17 protein-coding genes are annotated in these 18,246 nt (G+C 42.7%); 10 read left to right on the forward strand and 7 right to left on the reverse strand.

The window, feature by feature from the left end; all coding sequences use genetic code 11:
• A partial coding sequence (locus ABIC84_RS25190; RefSeq protein ID WP_429265371.1) for a DUF6600 domain-containing protein occupies positions 1-1,307 on the reverse strand: 1,307 nt, incomplete at its 3' end.
• A gap of 203 nt (positions 1,308-1,510) precedes the next feature.
• On the opposite strand from ABIC84_RS25190, the gene ABIC84_RS25195 reads away from it, so the two are divergent.
• The 3 genes from ABIC84_RS25195 (at position 1,511) to ABIC84_RS25205 (ending at position 3,655) form a co-directional block, all read left to right on the forward strand.
• Entirely contained in the window at positions 1,511-2,473 is a 963-nt protein-coding gene (locus tag ABIC84_RS25195) for an isopenicillin N synthase family dioxygenase (protein ID WP_429265372.1), read from the forward strand.
• Positions 2,474-2,546: 73 nt separating this feature from the next.
• Positions 2,547-2,918 carry a hypothetical protein gene (locus ABIC84_RS25200; RefSeq protein ID WP_426582816.1) on the forward strand — a complete coding sequence of 124 codons (372 nt, stop codon included), beginning with the start codon at positions 2,547-2,549 and terminating at the stop codon, positions 2,916-2,918.
• Between the two features lie 68 nt (positions 2,919-2,986).
• Complete coding sequence (locus ABIC84_RS25205; RefSeq protein ID WP_426582814.1) at positions 2,987-3,655, forward strand: CPBP family intramembrane glutamic endopeptidase; 669 nt, start codon at positions 2,987-2,989, stop codon at positions 3,653-3,655.
• Between the two features lie 6 nt (positions 3,656-3,661).
• Here ABIC84_RS25205 and ABIC84_RS25210 read toward each other — a convergent pair whose 3' ends face one another.
• The gene (locus tag ABIC84_RS25210) at positions 3,662-4,900 is read right to left on the reverse strand and encodes an MFS transporter (protein WP_429265373.1); all 1,239 of its coding nucleotides are present in this window, start codon (positions 4,898-4,900) and stop codon (positions 3,662-3,664) included.
• Positions 4,901-5,043: 143 nt separating this feature from the next.
• Between ABIC84_RS25210 and ABIC84_RS25215 the strand changes: the two genes are divergently transcribed.
• Both ABIC84_RS25215 and ABIC84_RS25220 read left to right on the forward strand, forming a co-directional pair.
• Positions 5,044-5,925, forward strand: coding sequence for a LysR substrate-binding domain-containing protein (locus ABIC84_RS25215; RefSeq protein WP_426582810.1), 882 nt, complete (start codon positions 5,044-5,046; stop codon positions 5,923-5,925).
• A gap of 91 nt (positions 5,926-6,016) precedes the next feature.
• Positions 6,017-7,489 (forward strand): TlpA family protein disulfide reductase, encoded by a 1,473-nt coding sequence (locus tag ABIC84_RS25220; protein ID WP_429265374.1) that lies wholly within the window; start codon positions 6,017-6,019, stop codon positions 7,487-7,489.
• 30 nt (positions 7,490-7,519) lie between these two features.
• Here the strand turns inward: ABIC84_RS25220 and ABIC84_RS25225 are convergent, their stop codons facing one another.
• The 4 genes from ABIC84_RS25225 to tilS form a co-directional block, all read right to left on the reverse strand.
• The gene (locus ABIC84_RS25225) at positions 7,520-7,957 is read right to left on the reverse strand and encodes a hypothetical protein (RefSeq protein WP_429265375.1); all 438 of its coding nucleotides are present in this window, start codon (positions 7,955-7,957) and stop codon (positions 7,520-7,522) included.
• 2 nt (positions 7,958-7,959) lie between these two features.
• On the reverse strand, positions 7,960-8,901 hold the full coding sequence (locus ABIC84_RS25230; protein ID WP_176626671.1) for a hypothetical protein: 942 nt from the start codon (positions 8,899-8,901) through the stop codon (positions 7,960-7,962).
• Positions 8,902-9,117: 216 nt separating this feature from the next.
• Entirely contained in the window at positions 9,118-9,600 is a 483-nt protein-coding gene (locus ABIC84_RS25235) for a hypothetical protein (protein WP_426582804.1), read from the reverse strand.
• On the reverse strand, positions 9,597-10,934 hold the full coding sequence (tilS, locus tag ABIC84_RS25240; RefSeq protein ID WP_429265376.1) for a tRNA lysidine(34) synthetase TilS: 1,338 nt from the start codon (positions 10,932-10,934) through the stop codon (positions 9,597-9,599). Before tilS ends, ABIC84_RS25235 begins: the two co-directional genes overlap by 4 nt.
• Positions 10,935-11,021: 87 nt before the next feature.
• Between tilS and ABIC84_RS25245 the strand changes: the two genes are divergently transcribed.
• Positions 11,022-13,562 carry an OstA-like protein gene (locus ABIC84_RS25245; RefSeq protein WP_429265377.1) on the forward strand — a complete coding sequence of 847 codons (2,541 nt, stop codon included), beginning with the start codon at positions 11,022-11,024 and terminating at the stop codon, positions 13,560-13,562.
• A gap of 271 nt (positions 13,563-13,833) precedes the next feature.
• Complete coding sequence (locus ABIC84_RS25250) at positions 13,834-14,079, forward strand: hypothetical protein (protein ID WP_091216455.1); 246 nt, start codon at positions 13,834-13,836, stop codon at positions 14,077-14,079.
• Between the two features lie 16 nt (positions 14,080-14,095).
• Here ABIC84_RS25250 and ABIC84_RS25255 read toward each other — a convergent pair whose 3' ends face one another.
• Positions 14,096-14,461, reverse strand: a complete 366-nt coding sequence (locus tag ABIC84_RS25255) for a hypothetical protein (protein WP_429265378.1) — start codon at positions 14,459-14,461, stop codon at positions 14,096-14,098.
• Positions 14,462-14,567: 106 nt separating this feature from the next.
• On the opposite strand from ABIC84_RS25255, the gene ABIC84_RS25260 reads away from it, so the two are divergent.
• From ABIC84_RS25260 to ABIC84_RS25270, 3 genes are all read left to right on the forward strand, one after another.
• Positions 14,568-15,653, forward strand: coding sequence for a Gfo/Idh/MocA family protein (locus ABIC84_RS25260; protein WP_426582796.1), 1,086 nt, complete (start codon positions 14,568-14,570; stop codon positions 15,651-15,653).
• Between the two features lie 3 nt (positions 15,654-15,656).
• Positions 15,657-16,391, forward strand: coding sequence for a glucosamine-6-phosphate deaminase (locus tag ABIC84_RS25265; RefSeq protein WP_426582794.1), 735 nt, complete (start codon positions 15,657-15,659; stop codon positions 16,389-16,391).
• 121 nt (positions 16,392-16,512) lie between these two features.
• Entirely contained in the window at positions 16,513-18,228 is a 1,716-nt protein-coding gene (locus tag ABIC84_RS25270) for a GMC oxidoreductase (RefSeq protein WP_429265379.1), read from the forward strand.
• The last annotated feature ends 18 nt before the right edge of the window (positions 18,229-18,246 follow it).

Genomic DNA, 18,246 nt, shown 5'->3' on the forward strand with positions numbered 1-18,246 from the left:
GCTTGTTGCTGCTGACGTTGCTGTTCCATCTGTTGTTGGCGCTGAGCTTGTTGCTGCTGACGTTGCTGTTCCTGCTGTTGTTGGCGCTGAGCTTGCTGTTGCTGACGTTGCTGTTCCTGTTGGTTTTGAGGCCGTTGCTGCTCACGTTGTTGTTCCTGTTGCTGTTGGCGCTGAGCTTGTTGTTGCTGCCTTTGCACTTGCTGTTCCTGTTGGTTTTGAGGCCGTTGCTGCAGTTGCTGTTGACGCTGTTCCTGCTGTTGTTGCTGGCGTTGTTGTGCTTGTTGCTGACGCTGTGCCTGCTGGTTGTCGCCTACCGGCCTTGCATTGGGTTGATTAGGGCGAGCATTAGCACCGGGATTTGGCCGGGTAGCGGGCCTTTCATGATTCACCTGTACTACCTTGTTGTCTGGTTGTGTATTTCGGGCCACTTCCTTTAAGCGGGCAGCGTTGTTCCGGTTGATGCCAGCGTTACCGGCTCGCCTGTTGGCTATGCCATCATTAGGGTTTTGCTGCCTGTAAGCTGCCGCGTTCACAACTCTTGCCGGGCGTGCATCGGGTGCTTTCCTTACCTCAGGACGATAAATGTTTACTGTATTATTAACTATTCTACCGCCGCCGTTTGGCCGGTTAACATTATTAATGTTGTAAACACGAACGTTACGGTTGTTGGTAACCTGCCTGATCTCGTTAATTCGTGGGCCGGCTATATAAGTGCGGTTGTTATTAACATAAGTGTTGTTAATAATGGTTGTTTGATGAATAATGTTCACCACACGTGTTGGCGGTACATAATAGTTGTAAATGTTTGGCCTGGTAATATAAGCCTGTGGCGCACAAACCCAGTAATAATCCGGCACACGGTAACTGTTGCCCAATGATATGCTGATACTGATGCCCGGTTGTAAAGGCGCCCAGCCGTAATAACCGCCGCCATGCCTCCAGCTAACCCATGCCGGTGCCCATTCGTGGCCCGGAATCCATTCCCAGCCGTAATAATCATCATAACGCCAGCGGCCATAATGAAACGGGGCCCAGCCCCATTCATAATCGGATACCCAGGTATTGCCATAGTCGGTTACAACCCAGTGGCCCCGCGTAGCATATGGTCTGAAATCGTCACCGGCGTCCGGGATCCAAACGTTGCCGTATTGCGGGTCGTTAACCCAGGTACCGTATGGGTCAAGTTCGTCGTAAAACTCCTGGTCGGATACATAGCCTCCTTCCTGGGCTTTGCTCATGTTTGGTGCGGCAAGCATTATTAAAAATGCTATTAAGCTGATACCGCATATTTTATTAATAAATTTCATAATAACGTATGTTTAAGATGGCCTGTCACGTGGTGTTGCTGAATGTATGACAAGCAGAAGTATAAAACGTTTAAAGCAAAAATTGTTTTGAAGAGTTAATGCGAACAGGCTCAGCGTAATTATGGGGATAAAATTTTATCACTATCTTGTGTTCCTCGCTTAAAAATTAAATAATTTTGCTACCTGTTTTATAAACTATAACTATGAGCACAGTAAACATTCCACGCCTGGACCTGAATACCTATATAAACGGCAGTGCCGAAGAACGCAAGCAATTTTCGAACGATATCGGCAAGGCTTTTAACCAAACCGGCTTTGTTACCATCTCTAATCACGGCCTCAGTAAAGAATTGATAGATAGGCTTTACGATCAGGTTAAAACGCTGTTTGCCCTGCCCGATGCAATAAAACAGCAATATGAAATTCCCGGTTTGGCTGGCCAGCGTGGGTACACCGGAAAGGGCAAGGAAACAGCAAAGGGCTTTAAAACCCCCGACCTGAAAGAGTTTTGGCAGATTGGTCAAACCGTAACTGACGATGAGACGCTGAAAGCACAGTACCCGGATAATGTAACCGTTAACGAGCTGCCTGAATTTAACCCAACCACCATCGAAGTTTACAAAAAGCTTGAGACAGCCGGTAAACATCTGCTCCGCGCAATTGCCGTTTACCTCGAATTGCCCGAAAACTATTTTGATGATAAAGTCCATAACGGTAATTCCATACTTCGTACCCTGCATTATTTTCCGATAACCGATCCTGAATCGGTGCCTGATGATGCTGTACGTGCCGGAGCCCACGAAGATATTAACCTGATCACCCTGTTAATAGGAGCCAGCGCCGATGGTCTTGAACTGTTAACCCGCGATAATACCTGGTTCCCGGTTAAAGCTTACGGCGAAGACCTGGTAGTTAACGTTGGCGACATGCTGCAGCGCTTAACTAACAATAAACTGAAATCAACCACTCACCGTGTGGTGAACCCGCCGCGTGAGTTGATGAAGTTTTCACGTTTCTCGGTACCGTTTTTCCTGCACCCAAAATCAGGTATGGATTTGACCAGTCTTGATTCATGTATTGATGAGCAGCATCCTAAGCTGTATACTGATATCACTGCTGGTGAGTATTTGGATGAGCGCTTGAGAGAGATTGGTTTGAAGATGTAAGATATTACAAGCCCTTTCAGTTTTGAGAGGGCTTTTTTTGTAACAGATTATTTTATCCGCCGCCCGCCATTTTATGACAGGAGATAACCCTCACCATTCATTTAGTGAAGATTTTTGTATCTACCTTGAATACCATCTGTCAAAGACATTCAAAAATTTTGAAGATGATGAATTAAGACGTTTTTGGTGCGATGGAGTGTCAATGCCGGCAAATGAAAAGCAGCTAACGGCTAAAAGCGTTAACGATACCCGTAAAATCGTAACCAAAGCATGGATTGGGGAAGACGGGCAGGGAGAATACGAGATGACAATAAGTTTAGGCCCGAAAGCACTCAGCAGATATACGCGGGGATTGGATTTAAAAGGATGTGTTCCATCTGAGAATTTTTTAGATTGGATTACGCTTGCAAGGGTTGAAAAGAAAATTGAGTTACGTCTGAAATAAGCTCTGCCCAAACCATTGCTAATTCATAATCTTTTGGTACATTGAAACACTAAACCTTAAATCGCTAAATGATACAACAACTGGAAAACGATGAACGGAAGGTAATAATTAACAGTCTTTTAGTTGTTATATCACTCCATGTATGCTGGTCGTTAAGTTCAATACTGTTGCGCGGCTTACCAATAGCCGAAAGGATGTTGATAACCAGAATAACGTTTTGGGTTTATTGTGGTGTTGTTTATCTGTACGCCCGTGAGGTTGAAAAACGGCCTTTTTTGTTGTGGAAAGAAGAAAGATATCCGTTTAGGTTTTATATAATATCTGTCATCGTTATAGTGGTAGTCATTGTAGCTGCAACTGTTTTGCTGTGGCTTCCTTTAAAAGCGGTGGGGTTTAAAACCAGTGCTTTAGCAGCTCAGTTTTTGCAGATGGCAGTACCGTTGAAGATTTTCGCCCTGATCACTGCCGGTGTTTTGGAAGAATTAATTTTTAGGGGTTATATTCAAAGCCGGTTACAACTTCTTTTTGATCACTGGCATTTCCCAGTTCTTATATCGGCACTTTGTTTTGCCTTAGTCCACGCTGGGTATGGCACCCTTATTAATATGCTTGTGCCATTTGTTATTGGGCTGATTTTTGGGTACCACTATTATAAGTACCGCAATATTAAAGTTTTGATCATTTGTCATTTATTGATCGATATTAATGCTTTGTTTCATTCAATCCCTAAGCATTAACATATTTTAATCAGCCAGCACGGCTTTTCCTTCAACGGCTTCACCGGATGCCTGTCTTCTTTTATACAATACAAACAATGCAGTAGCCAATACCCCAATAATTCCCTCGATACAAACAGCCCTGCGTGGCCCAAGTTCATTGGCTAACCAACCGGCCATCAAACTTCCTACCGGGATCATGCCCTGGTAAGCCATCACATAATAGCTGATAGCCCTTGCCCGCATAGCCGGGATAGCATGGGTTTGGATATAGGTGTTGATGGCCGATGTTTGCGCCATCATACCAACCCCGGTAAATACCATAAATATTAAAGCAAAAGGGAGTTTGCCTGCGTAGGCCACCATCAGCACGCTTGTACCAAAAATAAGACTTGCTATCGACATGATCTTTACCAGGTTTTTATTACTCTTCAGGTTAGCCAGATATACAGCACTAATTACTGAGCCTAAACCAGCTGCGCTCTCAAACCAACTGAAGGTTTTTGCATCGCCATTAAAAAGATCTTTGGCGAAGATGGGCATCAGTGTATTAAATGGTATCACAAACAGGCTGCTTGCAGTAAGCATCAGGATCATGCTGCTCAGGTCGCTGTCACCGGATACATATCTGAAACCTTCCTGTAATTCTGTCCAGATGCTTTTTTCTGAACGGACAGGCACTATGGTGTTTAGCTTCATCATAAATAAACAGGTGAGCACAGGGATATAGCTCAAAAAGTTGCCAAAGAAACAAACATCCTCACCAAAAGCACTTAGTACGATGCCTGCAATGGCCGGGCCTGCAATACGCGCCAGGTTGGTCATGGTTGAGTTTAAAGCGATGGCATTTGGCAGATCGGCCTTGTCATCAACCATATCCACCATTAATGATTGGCGACAGGTAACATCAAAGGCATTGACAATACCCTGCAACAGGCTAAGACCGATAATAGCCGGGATGTTATAGATCTTGAAAAAGATCATAAAAGCAAAAGCGCCCGCCTGCAGCATGGATACCACCTGGGTAATAACCAAAATACGGTAACGGTTATGCCTGTCGACAATACTGCCCGCGTATGGGGCCAATATTAATGATGGGATCAGGCTTACAAAGCTTACTATACCTAATAAAAGTGCTGAACCTGTAAGGCGGTAAACCAGCCAGCTTACGGCTGTTTTTTGCATCCACGTGCCAATGAGGGATATTGACTGACCGTAAAAAAACAGCTTAAAATTACGGTACTTTAAAGAGCGAAACACATTCATTTGTTCAATTCATAACAAAAGCAATTTCAGGGGAGTACTTAATACAAGACTATTGAATTGTTTTATGCTGCAAATATCGCGCATATCAATACATTTGTAAAATAGATTGTTTTAATAGAATTGATAGATAAAAACGATTGATTATGGAATTGCGTCAATTGCAGTACTTTGTTAAAGCTGCCGAAACCGTGAATTTTACCGAGGCTGCAGCCGCTGTGTTTATTACACAAAGCACGCTATCGCAGCAAATCAAGCAGCTTGAAGAGGAGCTGGGCATGCTTTTGTTCGACAGGATAGGCAAGCATGTACGGATCACTGAGGCTGGTCATATATTTTTAACTCATGCCCGCAAGATTCTTAACGATGTGCAGCGGAGCAAGCAGGCCATCAGTGAATTGCAAAATGCTACCATCGGCGAGCTTAACCTTGGCGTTTCGTACGCTTTTACTTCTTTGCTGTTACCTGCATTGGCACCCTTCAGTACTAAATATCCCGGTATCAAGATCTTTATCACTTATGGCAGCCCCGAAGAATTGGAAAAGAAACTGCGCCTTGCCGAGCTGGATATGATCCTCGCTTTCCACAATGAAAGTGATGACGAAGACCTGGAAATGCAGGAATTGTTTAGCTCGAGCGTGGTAATGGTGGTTTCAAAAAATAATCCGCTGGCGCAACTCAAAAAAGTAAGTCTGGAAGAATTGGCTAAGCTTGACCTCATTTTACCGGGCAAAGGCTTCAGCTCGCGCGATTTTATTAATGATTTGTTTAACCGTAAAAAGATAGTGCCCAATATTAAAATCGAGCTCAATGATGTGCATTCATTACTAGCCCTGGTTGAGAACGGCCATTGGGCAACTATCCTGAATGAAAAAGCAATAATAGGCTGGAATAAAGTTATCGCCATACCCATCGAATCAAAAGATATCAAACGGCAATCATACATACTATGGCAAAAAGGTGTTTACCGCAAACGCGCGGCTATTTTATTTATTGAGGAATTGATGCGGGTGATGGAGAGTGTGTAGTGAATATTTACACATGATATATCTTTAACGGGCTATAAGCGATATAATAATCTGTTTATATTTGAGTTATAATCCGATATAAACCTTATCTATGAGCCTTAAATCAATTTTTTACCAGATATTACTATCTGTAATATGTGTTCAGCTCTTTGCCGCGTTTCGGCCTGATCAGCACAAATCAATTCATAGTCAAGCAACGGAAAACGGCTCTAAAGCAACGATTGTATTCCGGCTTAAAGCCCATGAGCAGTTCAGGCTCGAGTATATGAACGCTTTTTTGGAAGCAAAGCAACTCAAATTTATCAATCCCGGGGAAAAGGATACTGTAATTATACGTAATGTAACAACAGATATTCCTGTTGCCTTAACAATGACTTTTTTTGAGTTTGGAAAAGATAAAAGCACGAAAGAAAGAAAGTTTTCAGTACTTGCATCGCCTGGAGATACATTGAATTTATCATTAACAAGCCAGGGATTTCTGAATACAGAAAGATTAAAAAAAGGAATTGTATTATCCAACGATTCTATTTCATATTATACCAACTATACTACTGCGCCCGGCGGCAAAGCAGTATCCTCCAAGAATGAACTTTGGAAATCTTTTTATACAGAATTTAATAGAAAATTTCGAGAAGAAACGGATAGGATCAATGGCCTTTTGGCTAATTTTCAAATAGATTCATCAGCATTTGAGCAACTGACAATCAACTGTAAACTTCATTATTACAAACGGTTGTTTAATTGGCTTTATGAGGGTAATGGCCAATACTTTGAGCCTGCTTTACCTGTACTTTCAAAGTTGAGTGAGGATATCGAGCATGTTTTAAATAGCCCACACCTATTTTTGGCCGAAGATTTATTGAGTGTGATTGACGGCTACGTCAGGCTCAAAATCATTAACAAAGGTGAGGACTATGTTAATGGCATTACTATATATAAAGAAGCATCGGCAGCTAATTTGGGCAGGTTTAAAGCCAGCTATCTTATTATTTGTTTAACTCATTCGCCGGTAAAAAAAGGGGCTGAATTTGGCGAAATAATAAAGGACTACAAGAGAAAGATGGTTAATACAGCCTATTTGATACATCTCGATAGCATTATGAGAAACATGCTGGATGGCAAGCAGATTATATCAAGCGATATGTTAATTAGTTTAAACGGAAAAAAAGTATCATTGAATCATCTGCTTAAATCGAAGAAACAGTTTTACATATTGGATTTTTGGGCAAGCTGGTGTTCGCCCTGCAGGGCTCAGTTGCCGGTGATAGATAGTTTAAGATCTGCATTGAGAAAAAATGCTGTGGAGGTAATTTCGATTAATCTCGATCAAAAAGAAGCATCCTGGAAAACCGCATCCCTGGCCGAAAAAAAAAAACATCTTGGAATAAACAATTATCACCTTGGTGCGGCAACTAAATCAGCTATTGTGCGCCAGTTAAATATATCATCTATTCCGCGATATGTGATTTTGGATAACTTAAAAATAATATCATCAAACTTTTATCAACCCACAGAGCCCGGTTTTATTGATGAGTTGAAAAACTTAATAATGGGAAGTAGATAATATGATTATTGAAAATGTGCAGAAAAATTTTCAATCACTTTTCTTGGTAAAAAATACCCCAAGTACACCGCCCAGTATCGCCTCAAAATAGGGCAATATCTTGCTGGTTTGTTCAAAGGAATCTTTGGCATATTGCTGACCGTGCTGAAATTGATCTTTAGGGATCATAACCAAAACCACCAGGAGGAAACCTATATAAAAAATGCTTACCAACAATGATAGCCTGTAAAAGAAAATATCTATTTGCGCATTGTCGTATTTGTTTTCCTGACTATAAGCCACTATAAAACCTGTTGTAATGAGAGTGAGGTAGGGGACAAGATGCTGTAATAACCATGATGCAATATCTGTAATGATCTCTTTACCGGTCATCTGCCATAAAATTACGTAAATCAAAAGCAATGCGGATGAACAAAACCAAACTGTTGTTAGCTTTTTCTGGGCTTTATATTTAATGATCGAGGCCATAATTAGGGTTGTAAGCTTTCGGCTATATGTGATTTTTGGAGATGGGTTTGAGCATTGAACCGGGGTGATAACAAAGGTGACAAATGTGTGTTGGCTTCCTCGGATTTAAATTCATAAACAATTACGGTGCAATTATATCCCGGCTTAAAAGGTTTCTTTTTAATGGCATCAGGTAAAACATTGGCCGCCATACGGATCCATTCCAGTGCATTGCCTGCAGTTACAGGGGTGTTAGTTGCATTAAATGGCACATCCGTTACCAAAAAAGCGAAAACCCTGAAATATCCTTTACGGGGAGCAAAAAAATCTAACAGGCTCATACTTTGGTACCGCCCTTCAGAAAAACGGTCACTGCCGCTAACGGAAGTAGCATCGTCATTAATTTCTTCTACTTTGGTAACTACTACAAAGCCATCAGGAATAGCGTAGTACCCAACGTCACCATAATTGCAATTTGATGAAGTAATGGCCCTATAGATGATATTGCTTGCATCGCCTAATAACTGGCAGCTGCTAAAAATCGCATCGTCAAGTACCGCGTAAGTGTAACCTATAGGCGGAGGAAAAGGGAAAGACTTAATAGGGGCAACTGCTTTATCAAAAGCCACCATCAGGGTATCCTGCGATAACGCCTGGAAATTTTGTTTCTGATCGGTAGTGAGCAGTTGACTGGCTTTTTGCCGGGTTTCAGTCTGTAATATCATTAAACTGCGTTCAGATACAACAGGCGACATCCGTCTTAGGTCGTTTGCTTTTATTTTATAAGCTCTTAATAATGAATCAAGCCTCCTTTGCTGTTCTGTTGAAAACGCATAACGGGTGGGCATACGGCGCATAATAACCTGAGGAGTAGATTGCGGCCTGGGGCGGCTGATTATTTGTGCAAAGGCCAGGTTGCTCATGATACATAAATACCAAAGCAATGCACTTTTAAAGAGGTTCATACCAATTACTTTAAGGTTAAACTATTTGATAGAAACTAATGGTGCCGTTGTAACATATAAGGCAAAAGCTTTATTCAAAAGGCTGCCTGTAGCATACGGTCCAAATATAAACGATGGTATTTTAAATAACGTGAGTAGTTTTACTCAATATGGTAAATGTGAATGCGTAATTTTACCTGAATCAGCTGGTTGATGATCAGTGTGTTAGGTGGCTGGTTACTTCTTCATCTCTTCCCGTATAGCCCTCAAAAACTCATTAGGGTGTTTGGAGCCGATGATATAAAGCAGTCCGTCACGATCTGTAAGATGAATAGCTTCGTTGCCGGAAGTAAAAAAACGAATGGTACCTTTGGTATGCAGGTTATAAACAGGATTGTTAAAAAGATAACGGCTATAGGTACCTTTTTCGGCTTTAACAATACTGTTCAAATCTATTTTTACCAGCTTGGTTGTCCACAAACCGTCAAGCATAACGCTTTTGTTTTCTACACGGGTACGGAAATGCAGCAGGAATCCCAGGATAATGGAAATAATGATGATGGAAAAGCCCACTACAACCAGCAAATCGCCGTTGCGTTCGCGTTCGTCGGTGAAAAAGTAGGCTGCAAAACAGAACATAGCTAAAACCAGGCGTATGGTTAGCGGTATAAATTCCCGGCCAAGGTATTGTTTTTCGGTAAAAACGGATTTATCGCTCATGTTAGTTTAAACAGTTCGAAGATAGTAACTTTTTTAGTGTTATCACTTACTTTATACCTTTCGTCGGGGCGGTAGCCGCCAATCCACATAATTTCACCGTTGCCATTTACAAGTACAGGGATTTCGTCCTTTTGGTGCAGCGGTACTTTTTGGTTAATGAAAAAGTCGCTCAGTTTTTTTTTGCCCTTCATCCCTAAAGGGAAAAAATGATCGCCCTCGTGCCAGGTACGCATTTTTAACGGATAAACTAACTTATCAGCATCAATGGATACTGCCAACGGATTATCTTTTATAATCAGCGGACTATCATCATGCAACAGGTTAAGCTTATAAACGCCAAAATTTGCCTCGTGGTCTGTAGCATTGATAATAACTTCGGACAGGTGGGTCGCTGTTTTTTGTTTGAGAATGATATTTTCCCTGTCGAGCAATAAGGTATGTGTTCCGGACTCAAATACCCGGCCCGGATGTTTATCAAGTGAGGCAATGAGATCGTCGATGGTAGTTTCATTAAAACCGTATTCATCCAGCAGTTTAAAAAGAAGCAGCCGTTTGGGGTTTAGGTTTTTTACTTTGGTAATGGGCAGGTATGTGAGGTCATTATGTATCTGCGGCAACGTTTGCCTTAATTCATCAAGCTTAAGTTCAAGCAATAGTTCCAGGTCACGGAAATGGAGCAGGTTGTTTTCAAATGTTTTTTCCAGCGAGGGGTTCAGTTCCTTCAGCTTAGGTACTACTTCAAGCCGGATCTTATTACGGGCATATTTTGCTGATGCGTTAGAGCTGTCCTTCACAAAAGTTAAACCTTCGGTTGTAACAATGGTCTGTATTTCTGTACGGCTGAGGAATAGCAACGGGCGCACCAACTTGCCGTTTTTAGGTAAAATCCCATGCAAACCGGCAATTCCGGTGCCGCGTGTAAGGTTTAACAATATTGTTTCGATAGTATCGTTTTGGTGGTGAGCAAGCGCAACAACCTCATAACCTGATTGCTGACTGATGGTTTCAAACCATTGATAACGCAAATCGCGGGCTGCCATTTGTATGGATACCTTGTTGTCTGCGGCGTATTGCTCCGTATCAAAATTAACAGTATGAAAAGATACACCAAGGTTTGTGGTGAGGTTGCGGCAAAAGGCCTGGTCGCGCAGGGCTTCATCGCCACGCAGCTGAAAGTTACAATGGGCGATGCCAAAATCATATCCCGCGGCTTTAAGCAGGTGTACCATTAAAACCGAATCGATGCCGCCGCTTACAGCCGCCAGTATTTTGGTAGATGGTATAAATAAGCTGTTTTGCTCAATAAAATTAACAAACTGATTAACTGGCAGCATTCATCAAAATTATTAATTTAATAACCCCAACAAAAAACTAATTTTGCCATTGTGAGGAAATACGTTTTATGCTTTTTGTTTTTGGCGATGGCAACTGCAGCTATAGCTCAAAAAAAATCAATTGTAAACCTGATACAATCTGAACGAAGCACCGGCGGAAAAACGGCCAGTGGCAGACAGCTGATTAAGGTATACAAAGGTGTGTTTAAGCAGGATTACTCCATCCTCCGATCAGACAGCGCTTACTTTTACCCTAACGAAAACGCATTTGACGCTTTTGGCAATGTAAATATAAACCAGGGCGATACGCTGAATATATTTTCGGATAAACTGAACTATAACGGCAACACCAAAACAGCCATCCTCACCGATAACGTTAAAATGGTTGACCGTGATGCCACGCTAACCACTAACTATCTTACCTATAATACAGCCAGCCGCATAGGCACTTATACAGGCGGCGGAAAACTGGTGAACAAGGACAATGTGCTTACCAGTAAAAACGGTTACTATTTTGCCTTCAGCCGCGACTCATATTTCAGGTACGATGTGGTGCTCACCACACCCGATGCTTTGATAAAAAACGATACCCTTAAGTATAACACAGGTACGCGTATTGCCTATTTTTTCGGCCCAACTAACATTTACGGCACCAAGGATAAAGATACCCTGTATACCGAGAACGGTTTGTATAACACCGTTACCGAGCAGGCGTATTTTGGTAAAAAAAACTCATACAGGCAAGGTACCAAATCATTAAAAGGGGACAGCCTTTTTTACGATAAGCTAAAAGGATATGGCCGCGCGGTAAAGAACATCACCTTCGAAGACAAGGAACAAAAAGTAACCATTAAAGGCGACCTGGGTACTTATTACAGGGCCGAAGAAAAAACTGTTGTTACCGAAAATGCTTATGTGGTACTGATCTCCGAGCAAAAGGACACCAGTAAAACCGATACCACAGCTAAGCAATTACCCGCTGCAAATAAGAATGCCAAAGCGGCGGCCAAAAAAGTAACTGACCTTACTAAAATTGCTAATGCTATAAAACCTGATAGCAACCGCAAGGCCCCGGCCAATACTATTCCCGTTAAACAGCCTTTTGCCATAGGTAAAAAGGATAGTGCCAATGTTGACATGGCGACTACGCTGGTACAGGGTGCTTTAAAAAATAATAAAGATGCTAATGCCGATGCTTTGATAAAAGCGGCAACACAGGCCAAAAAAGGGAACGAAAAGCTGATCGATTCGGCACTGAAGGCGGCGGCCCCAGCATTAAAAAACAATAAAGATAAAGCGAATATAAAAAACATAGGCAGCTTGGCCGGGGTGGCCGATGCTATTAAGCCTGGGGTTGCTAAAGTAGCAGGAAAGCTTGTCCCCGTACAAACAACTGTGGCGCCAAAGGATACCAGCCACATCAAACGCGATTCGATATACATGACTGCTGATACGATCGAAACGCAGATCATGACCTATAAGAATCAAAAAATTTACCAGGAGCGCCAGCGTACTTTACGCGATACTACGTTGAAGCAGCGCAAGCTGGCAGCGGATAAAAAATCATCGAAGTTTTTGACTGCCTATTATATCAAGGTGCCCAAAGATACCAGTTACTTTCACCGCGACTTTTTTGGAAAGTCTAAACCGGTAAATGATTCATTACAACGGAAAAAGGACGCACTCGCTGCCGCTAAAAAAGCAAAGCAGGATAGTATATACCGTGAACAAATGCAACGGGACCCGGTTTTTAAACAATACCCGGTTAATTTGAAAGATACAGCACGCGTGCGGATGCTTATCGGCCATCACCACGTTAAGATCTTTAAATCTGATCTGCAGGCTAAATCTGATTCGGTATTTTACAGCAACAGCGACTCAACCATGCGCATGTATGTGAACCCAATTATCTGGACACAGGGCTCACAACTGAGCGGCGATACCGTATATATGCAAATGCGCCATAAAAAGCTGGATAATATTGAACTTTTCCCCTCGGCATTTATCGTAAATATTGAAAAGGACGACTCAACGCATTTTAACCAGGTATCGGGTAAAAAAATGCGGGGATATTTTAAGGATGATAAGCTTGACCAGATGTATACGTTTGGCAATGCCGAAACCATATATTTTCAACGCGACAGCGGCAAGGTTTCGGGCATGCAGCGGTCATTAAGCAGCCGGATCCGTACTGTTTTTAAAAAGAACCAGGCTACAGATATTTACTTTTTAACCAAGCCAGAAAACAGGTATATCCCCATTGATAAAGTAAAGGAAGACGATAAGATATTGAAAGGCTTTTTATGGAAGCCTAAAGAGCGTCCAGCATCAAAAGAAGATATCATTAAAAAGCACAGTAAAAAAACAGCATCGACCAAATCGCCGGCAAAAAATGCCCCTGCTAAACCCGGAACTGTTAAGCCGGGGCTAAACCTCAAAACTGATAGCCTGAAAGGGCCGGGATTAAAAAATATGCAGGATAGTACTCTAAAAGTTGATACTGGGAAGAATAATACGATAAAATTTAAAAAGGATACGATAATCAGAAATTTTGCACCAAAACTGCCTGGAAATGGGCAGAAAAAGGACAGTATTGTTAACAAAATGCCATCTGTTAAGGAAAACTGACCCAAAATGAAAAAAAAGTAACATTTTTTATCAAAAAAATTAGTCTACTAATTCTATAGTGCTTATATTTGACTAATTGTTATTATCGTTCTAACCAATTAGTTCTTTATGATAAATAATGAGGTCAGTCAACTTAAATTTAAAAAAGAGACAGCCGGCGGGCTATCTCTTTTTTTCTGCCTCATTTTAAAGCATGTTTAAACAACTGTTTTATTTTTCAATAAAGTAAACATCATCAATCGTGGTATGTTATCTCAATAAACAAACTGCCATGATCGATCAAAAAGATACCACACCGGCCGCGAAAGATGGGAAGTACGAATTCCTGATCAACTACTCAGAACGTGAGCTTACCTGCCGTGTTGAAAAAGAGCAAAATAAGCTGCATGTTTTTATTGATAACAACATCAATGCCGAGCTCGAGTTACAGCCCGACGGCAGCCTTACCCAGGCCAGCGGCAATGCCCTGCCCGAATCAACCATCGAGTTTATTAAAAAACACATTATGGAGGGGTAGGAGAATAAAACTGTTGCTAAACTTGGAGATGGTATTTATAAAGGCTCTGGTTAAATTCCCGTAACATATTTGAAACCGCTTCTGTCAGCAGGTAAGCTTCGGGCGAAAGCGGGCAGAACAATGGTGGCCAAGAGCGCAGGAAAGGGCATAGCAAGTTTTTGCAGGAGCGGGAGCCTGTGAAGGCAGGGCAAAATAATTGCAGCCCGTGGTTCTGCCCGGTTTGCAGGGCAAAGGCCTTGCGCGCAAAGAAGCCTATCTGCTGACTTGATTTTTGGTTCTTTTTATCAAGAAAAAGAACAAAGCCAACCCACGGCGATTGAGCGGGCCAATGTGACTTGGATACAACAACAGCTCTTACATGCTCCCAGCAAGCATCTTCCAAAAATTTTCAATTTCTAAATATTATTCATTAATCTTGAACGGTATTCTAAACCAGATAAACCCTGCGCGCTGTTCCAATTATCGGCGCTTTATTATATATATGTTTTATGAACAAAACTAAAGTAGCCATACTGGGCGCCGGTTTTATTACCGATATCCACATGGAATCATATCATCGCTTTATTCCCGAAGCTGATGTGGTGGCCTGCTATGCCCGCAACCCGGAAAAAGCCAAAGCCTTTGCCGAAAAATATCACATAGCCCAATGGTTTGATGATATTGATAAACTGCTTGCCGAATCGGGCTGCGAGGTAGTGGACATCTGCCTGCCTAATTATTTGCATGCCGAAGCCACCATCAAAGCAGCCAAAGCCGGCAAGCATGTTATTATTGAAAAACCACTTGCCGTTACGCTTGAGGAGGCCGATGAAATGATAGCCGTATGCAAGGCCAACAACGTAAAGCTGATGTATGCCGAAGAGCTTTGCTTCGCACCCAAATATGAGCGGGCAAGGCATTTGGTAAAAGAGGGCGCCGTCGGCGAGATCTATATGCTGAAGCAGGGCGAAAAGCATTCGGGTCCGCATTCGGATTGGTTTTATGATATCAATTTTTCGGGCGGTGGGGTGATCATGGATATGGGCTGCCACGCGTTAGGCTGGTTTCGTTGGATGCTGAATAATGCCAAGCCTAAAAGTGTGTATGCCAGCATGAGCACGGTGCTGCATAAAGGTCGTACCAAAGGCGAAGACAATTCGGTAATTATTGTTGAGTTTGAAAACGGGGTAACTGCCGTGGCAGAAAACAGCTGGGCGAAACATGGTGGAATGGATGACCGTTGCGAAATTCATGGCCTTAGCGGCGTTATTTATGCCGATTTGTTTATGGGCAATGCAGCAGTAACATACAGCCGCGATGGCTATAGTTACGCCATGGAAAAATCGGATACTACACAAGGCTGGAGTTTTACCATTTTTGAAGAGGCTTTTAACCAGGGCTATCCGCATGAGCTAAAACATTTTATTGACTGTGTACAAAACAACAAAACACCATTGGTAACGGGCGAAGACGGCAGGGCGGTGCTTGAGCTCATTTACGCGGCCTACGCATCAGCAGGTGCCGGCAAAAAAATTGAGCTGCCTTTTTCGGCAAAGGTTGATAAACCGGTAAATCTTTGGCTCGATAATAAATAGCAAATGAAATTACATACATATCCTGATTATAATACCATGTCGAAGGCGGTGGCCGACCTGGTAGTTACCCTGGTTAACCAAAAGCCAAATGCGCTAATTTGTTTCCCTTCAGGTGATTCGCCGACCGGTTTGCTTAGCTACCTGGTTCAATATGCAAACCATGGCCTTGTTAATTTTAGCCAAACCAATTTTGTTGGCCTGGATGAATGGGTGGGCCTCGACCGTACTAATGATGGCAGCTGTACCTACTTCCTCGAAAAACATTTTTTTACGCCGCTTAATATTTCAGCTAACAAAAAGAAGTTTTTTAATGCCGTTGCTGATGATCTGGATGCCGAATGCCAGGCTATGAACAAACATATTGATAAACTTGGTGGTCTGGATATGATGGTGGTTGGCGTGGGGCTAAATGGTCACATCGGTCTTAATGAGCCCGGTGCTGATTTTCATTCGTATGCCCACCACTCGCCCCTGGCGCCCATTACTATTGAGGTTGCTCAAAAATATTTTACTACGGATACTGTTTTAACCGAAGGCATTACGCTTGGTTTAAGGCAGCTGGCCGAAGCTTCCGTACCGGTGCTGATAGCCAGCGGGAGTAAAAAAGCACCTATAATAGCACAGGCTTTGCAGGGATGTGTCACTAATGATATACCGGCTTCCATATTTAAAACGCTACAATATGCGCAGGTGTTTTTAGATGAAGCCGCGGCGGCGCAACTGAGCTTAACAGTATAAGAGTTGAAAGCCGAGGGCGGAAAACATAAAGGTAAAGGCGAATAGCTTTAAGCCTTCTGCTTTTAGCTTTATAAAACCTATTGGCAATTAAACAGTTTATTAACCATAACCAATTGTAGCTATGCCTGATGAACCTAAAAATACCGCCGAGCGGTTTACTTATGATGCCATAGTAATAGGCTCGGGCATCAGCGGCGGATGGGCGGCTAAAGAGCTTTGCGAGCAGGGCTTAAAAACCCTGGTGCTGGAGCGGGGCCGTGATGTGCAGCACATCAAAGATTATCCCACCGCAACTATGGATCCCTGGGAGTTTAAACACCGCGGGGCTATGACGAAAGCTTTCCTCGACGAAAATCCGTTGATAAGCCGAGCTGCCGGTTATGGTGAAGACGATGCCCATTTTTTTGTGAAGGATAAAGATCATCCTTACATTCAGGAAAAACCTTTCGATTGGATCCGTGGCTACCAGGTTGGCGGTAAATCGCTTACCTGGGGAAGGGCCTGCCAGCGATGGAGCAAGTATGAGTTTGAAAACCCGGCACGGCTTGGTTATGGTATTGAATGGCCTATTAGTTATGATGATGTGGCGCCATGGTACTCACATGTAGAAAAGTTTATAGGTGTTTGCGGCAATAAGGATGGCATTGAAGCTATGCCCGATGGTGAGTTTTTGCCTCCTTTTGATATGAATGCCGTGCAGGAACATATCAGCAAAAAAGTAAAAGAAAACTATCCAGACAGGCACCTGGTACATGCCCGCTGGGCGCATATTACTGAGCCGAAGCAGATCCATATTGACCAGGGCCGGGTTAAATGCATGGCACGCAACCTGTGTATGCGCGGTTGCCCCTTCGGTGGTTATTTTAGCTCAGTGAGTTCAACGCTGCCATGGGCCAAAAAAACAGGTAATCTAACCATACGGCCGTTCTCGGTTGTTCATTCTATTATTTATGATGAAAAACTGGGCAAAGCTACCGGAGTAAAAGTTATTGATACCAATACCAAACAGGAACTTATATATAAAGCACGTATCATTTTCATGAATGCCTCGGCATTGAATACTAACCTGGTTTTGCTTAATTCAACATCGGGCCGCTTCCCGAACGGGCTTGGTAATGATAATGGATTACTGGGCAAATACATCGCCTTTCAAAATTACCGGGCATCGGTTACCGCCGATATAGATGGTTTTTTAGATCGATATTATTTTGGCCGTAACCCAACCGAGCTGATCCTGGCCAATTATCGTAACCTGCACAAACAGGAAACCGATTATAAAGGTGGCTTCACCACGTTTATGGGTGCATACCGTAACCGGGGACCAAAAGAAACTGCCGAAGGCGGGGTAGGAGGGGCTTACAAAGATTCGCTTACAGAACCGGGCGGATGGAGTGCTTACATGTACCTGCAGGGCGAAACCATACCCAAGGAAAGGAACCATGTGCGTTTAAGTAAAGAGCAGAAAGATCAATGGGGGATCCCGCTGCTAATCACTTCGGTTGAGTATGATGATAATGATGAGCGCATGATCCAGGACTTTTTAACCCAAACCGCTGATATGTTTGAGAAAGCCGGCTGTACCAATATTCAAAAGCACGAAAACAAACAGGCGCCGGGTCTTGATATCCATGAAATGGGAGGGGTGCGCATGGGGAAAGATCCAAAAACATCGCTGCTTAACCAATGGAACCAGCTCCACTTGTGCAAAAACGTGTTTGTGACCGATGGCGCTTGTATGGCGACTACCGGAAACCAAAGTCCTTCAATTTTGTATATGGCTTTAACGGCCCGTGCTGCTACTTATGCGGTGGGTGAATTCAAAAAGGGAAATCTTTAAAACTTACTAATTAAACAT

The sequence above is a fragment of the Mucilaginibacter sp. 3215 genome (genome assembly GCF_050433785.1).
Lineage (GTDB): Bacteria > Bacteroidota > Bacteroidia > Sphingobacteriales > Sphingobacteriaceae > Mucilaginibacter.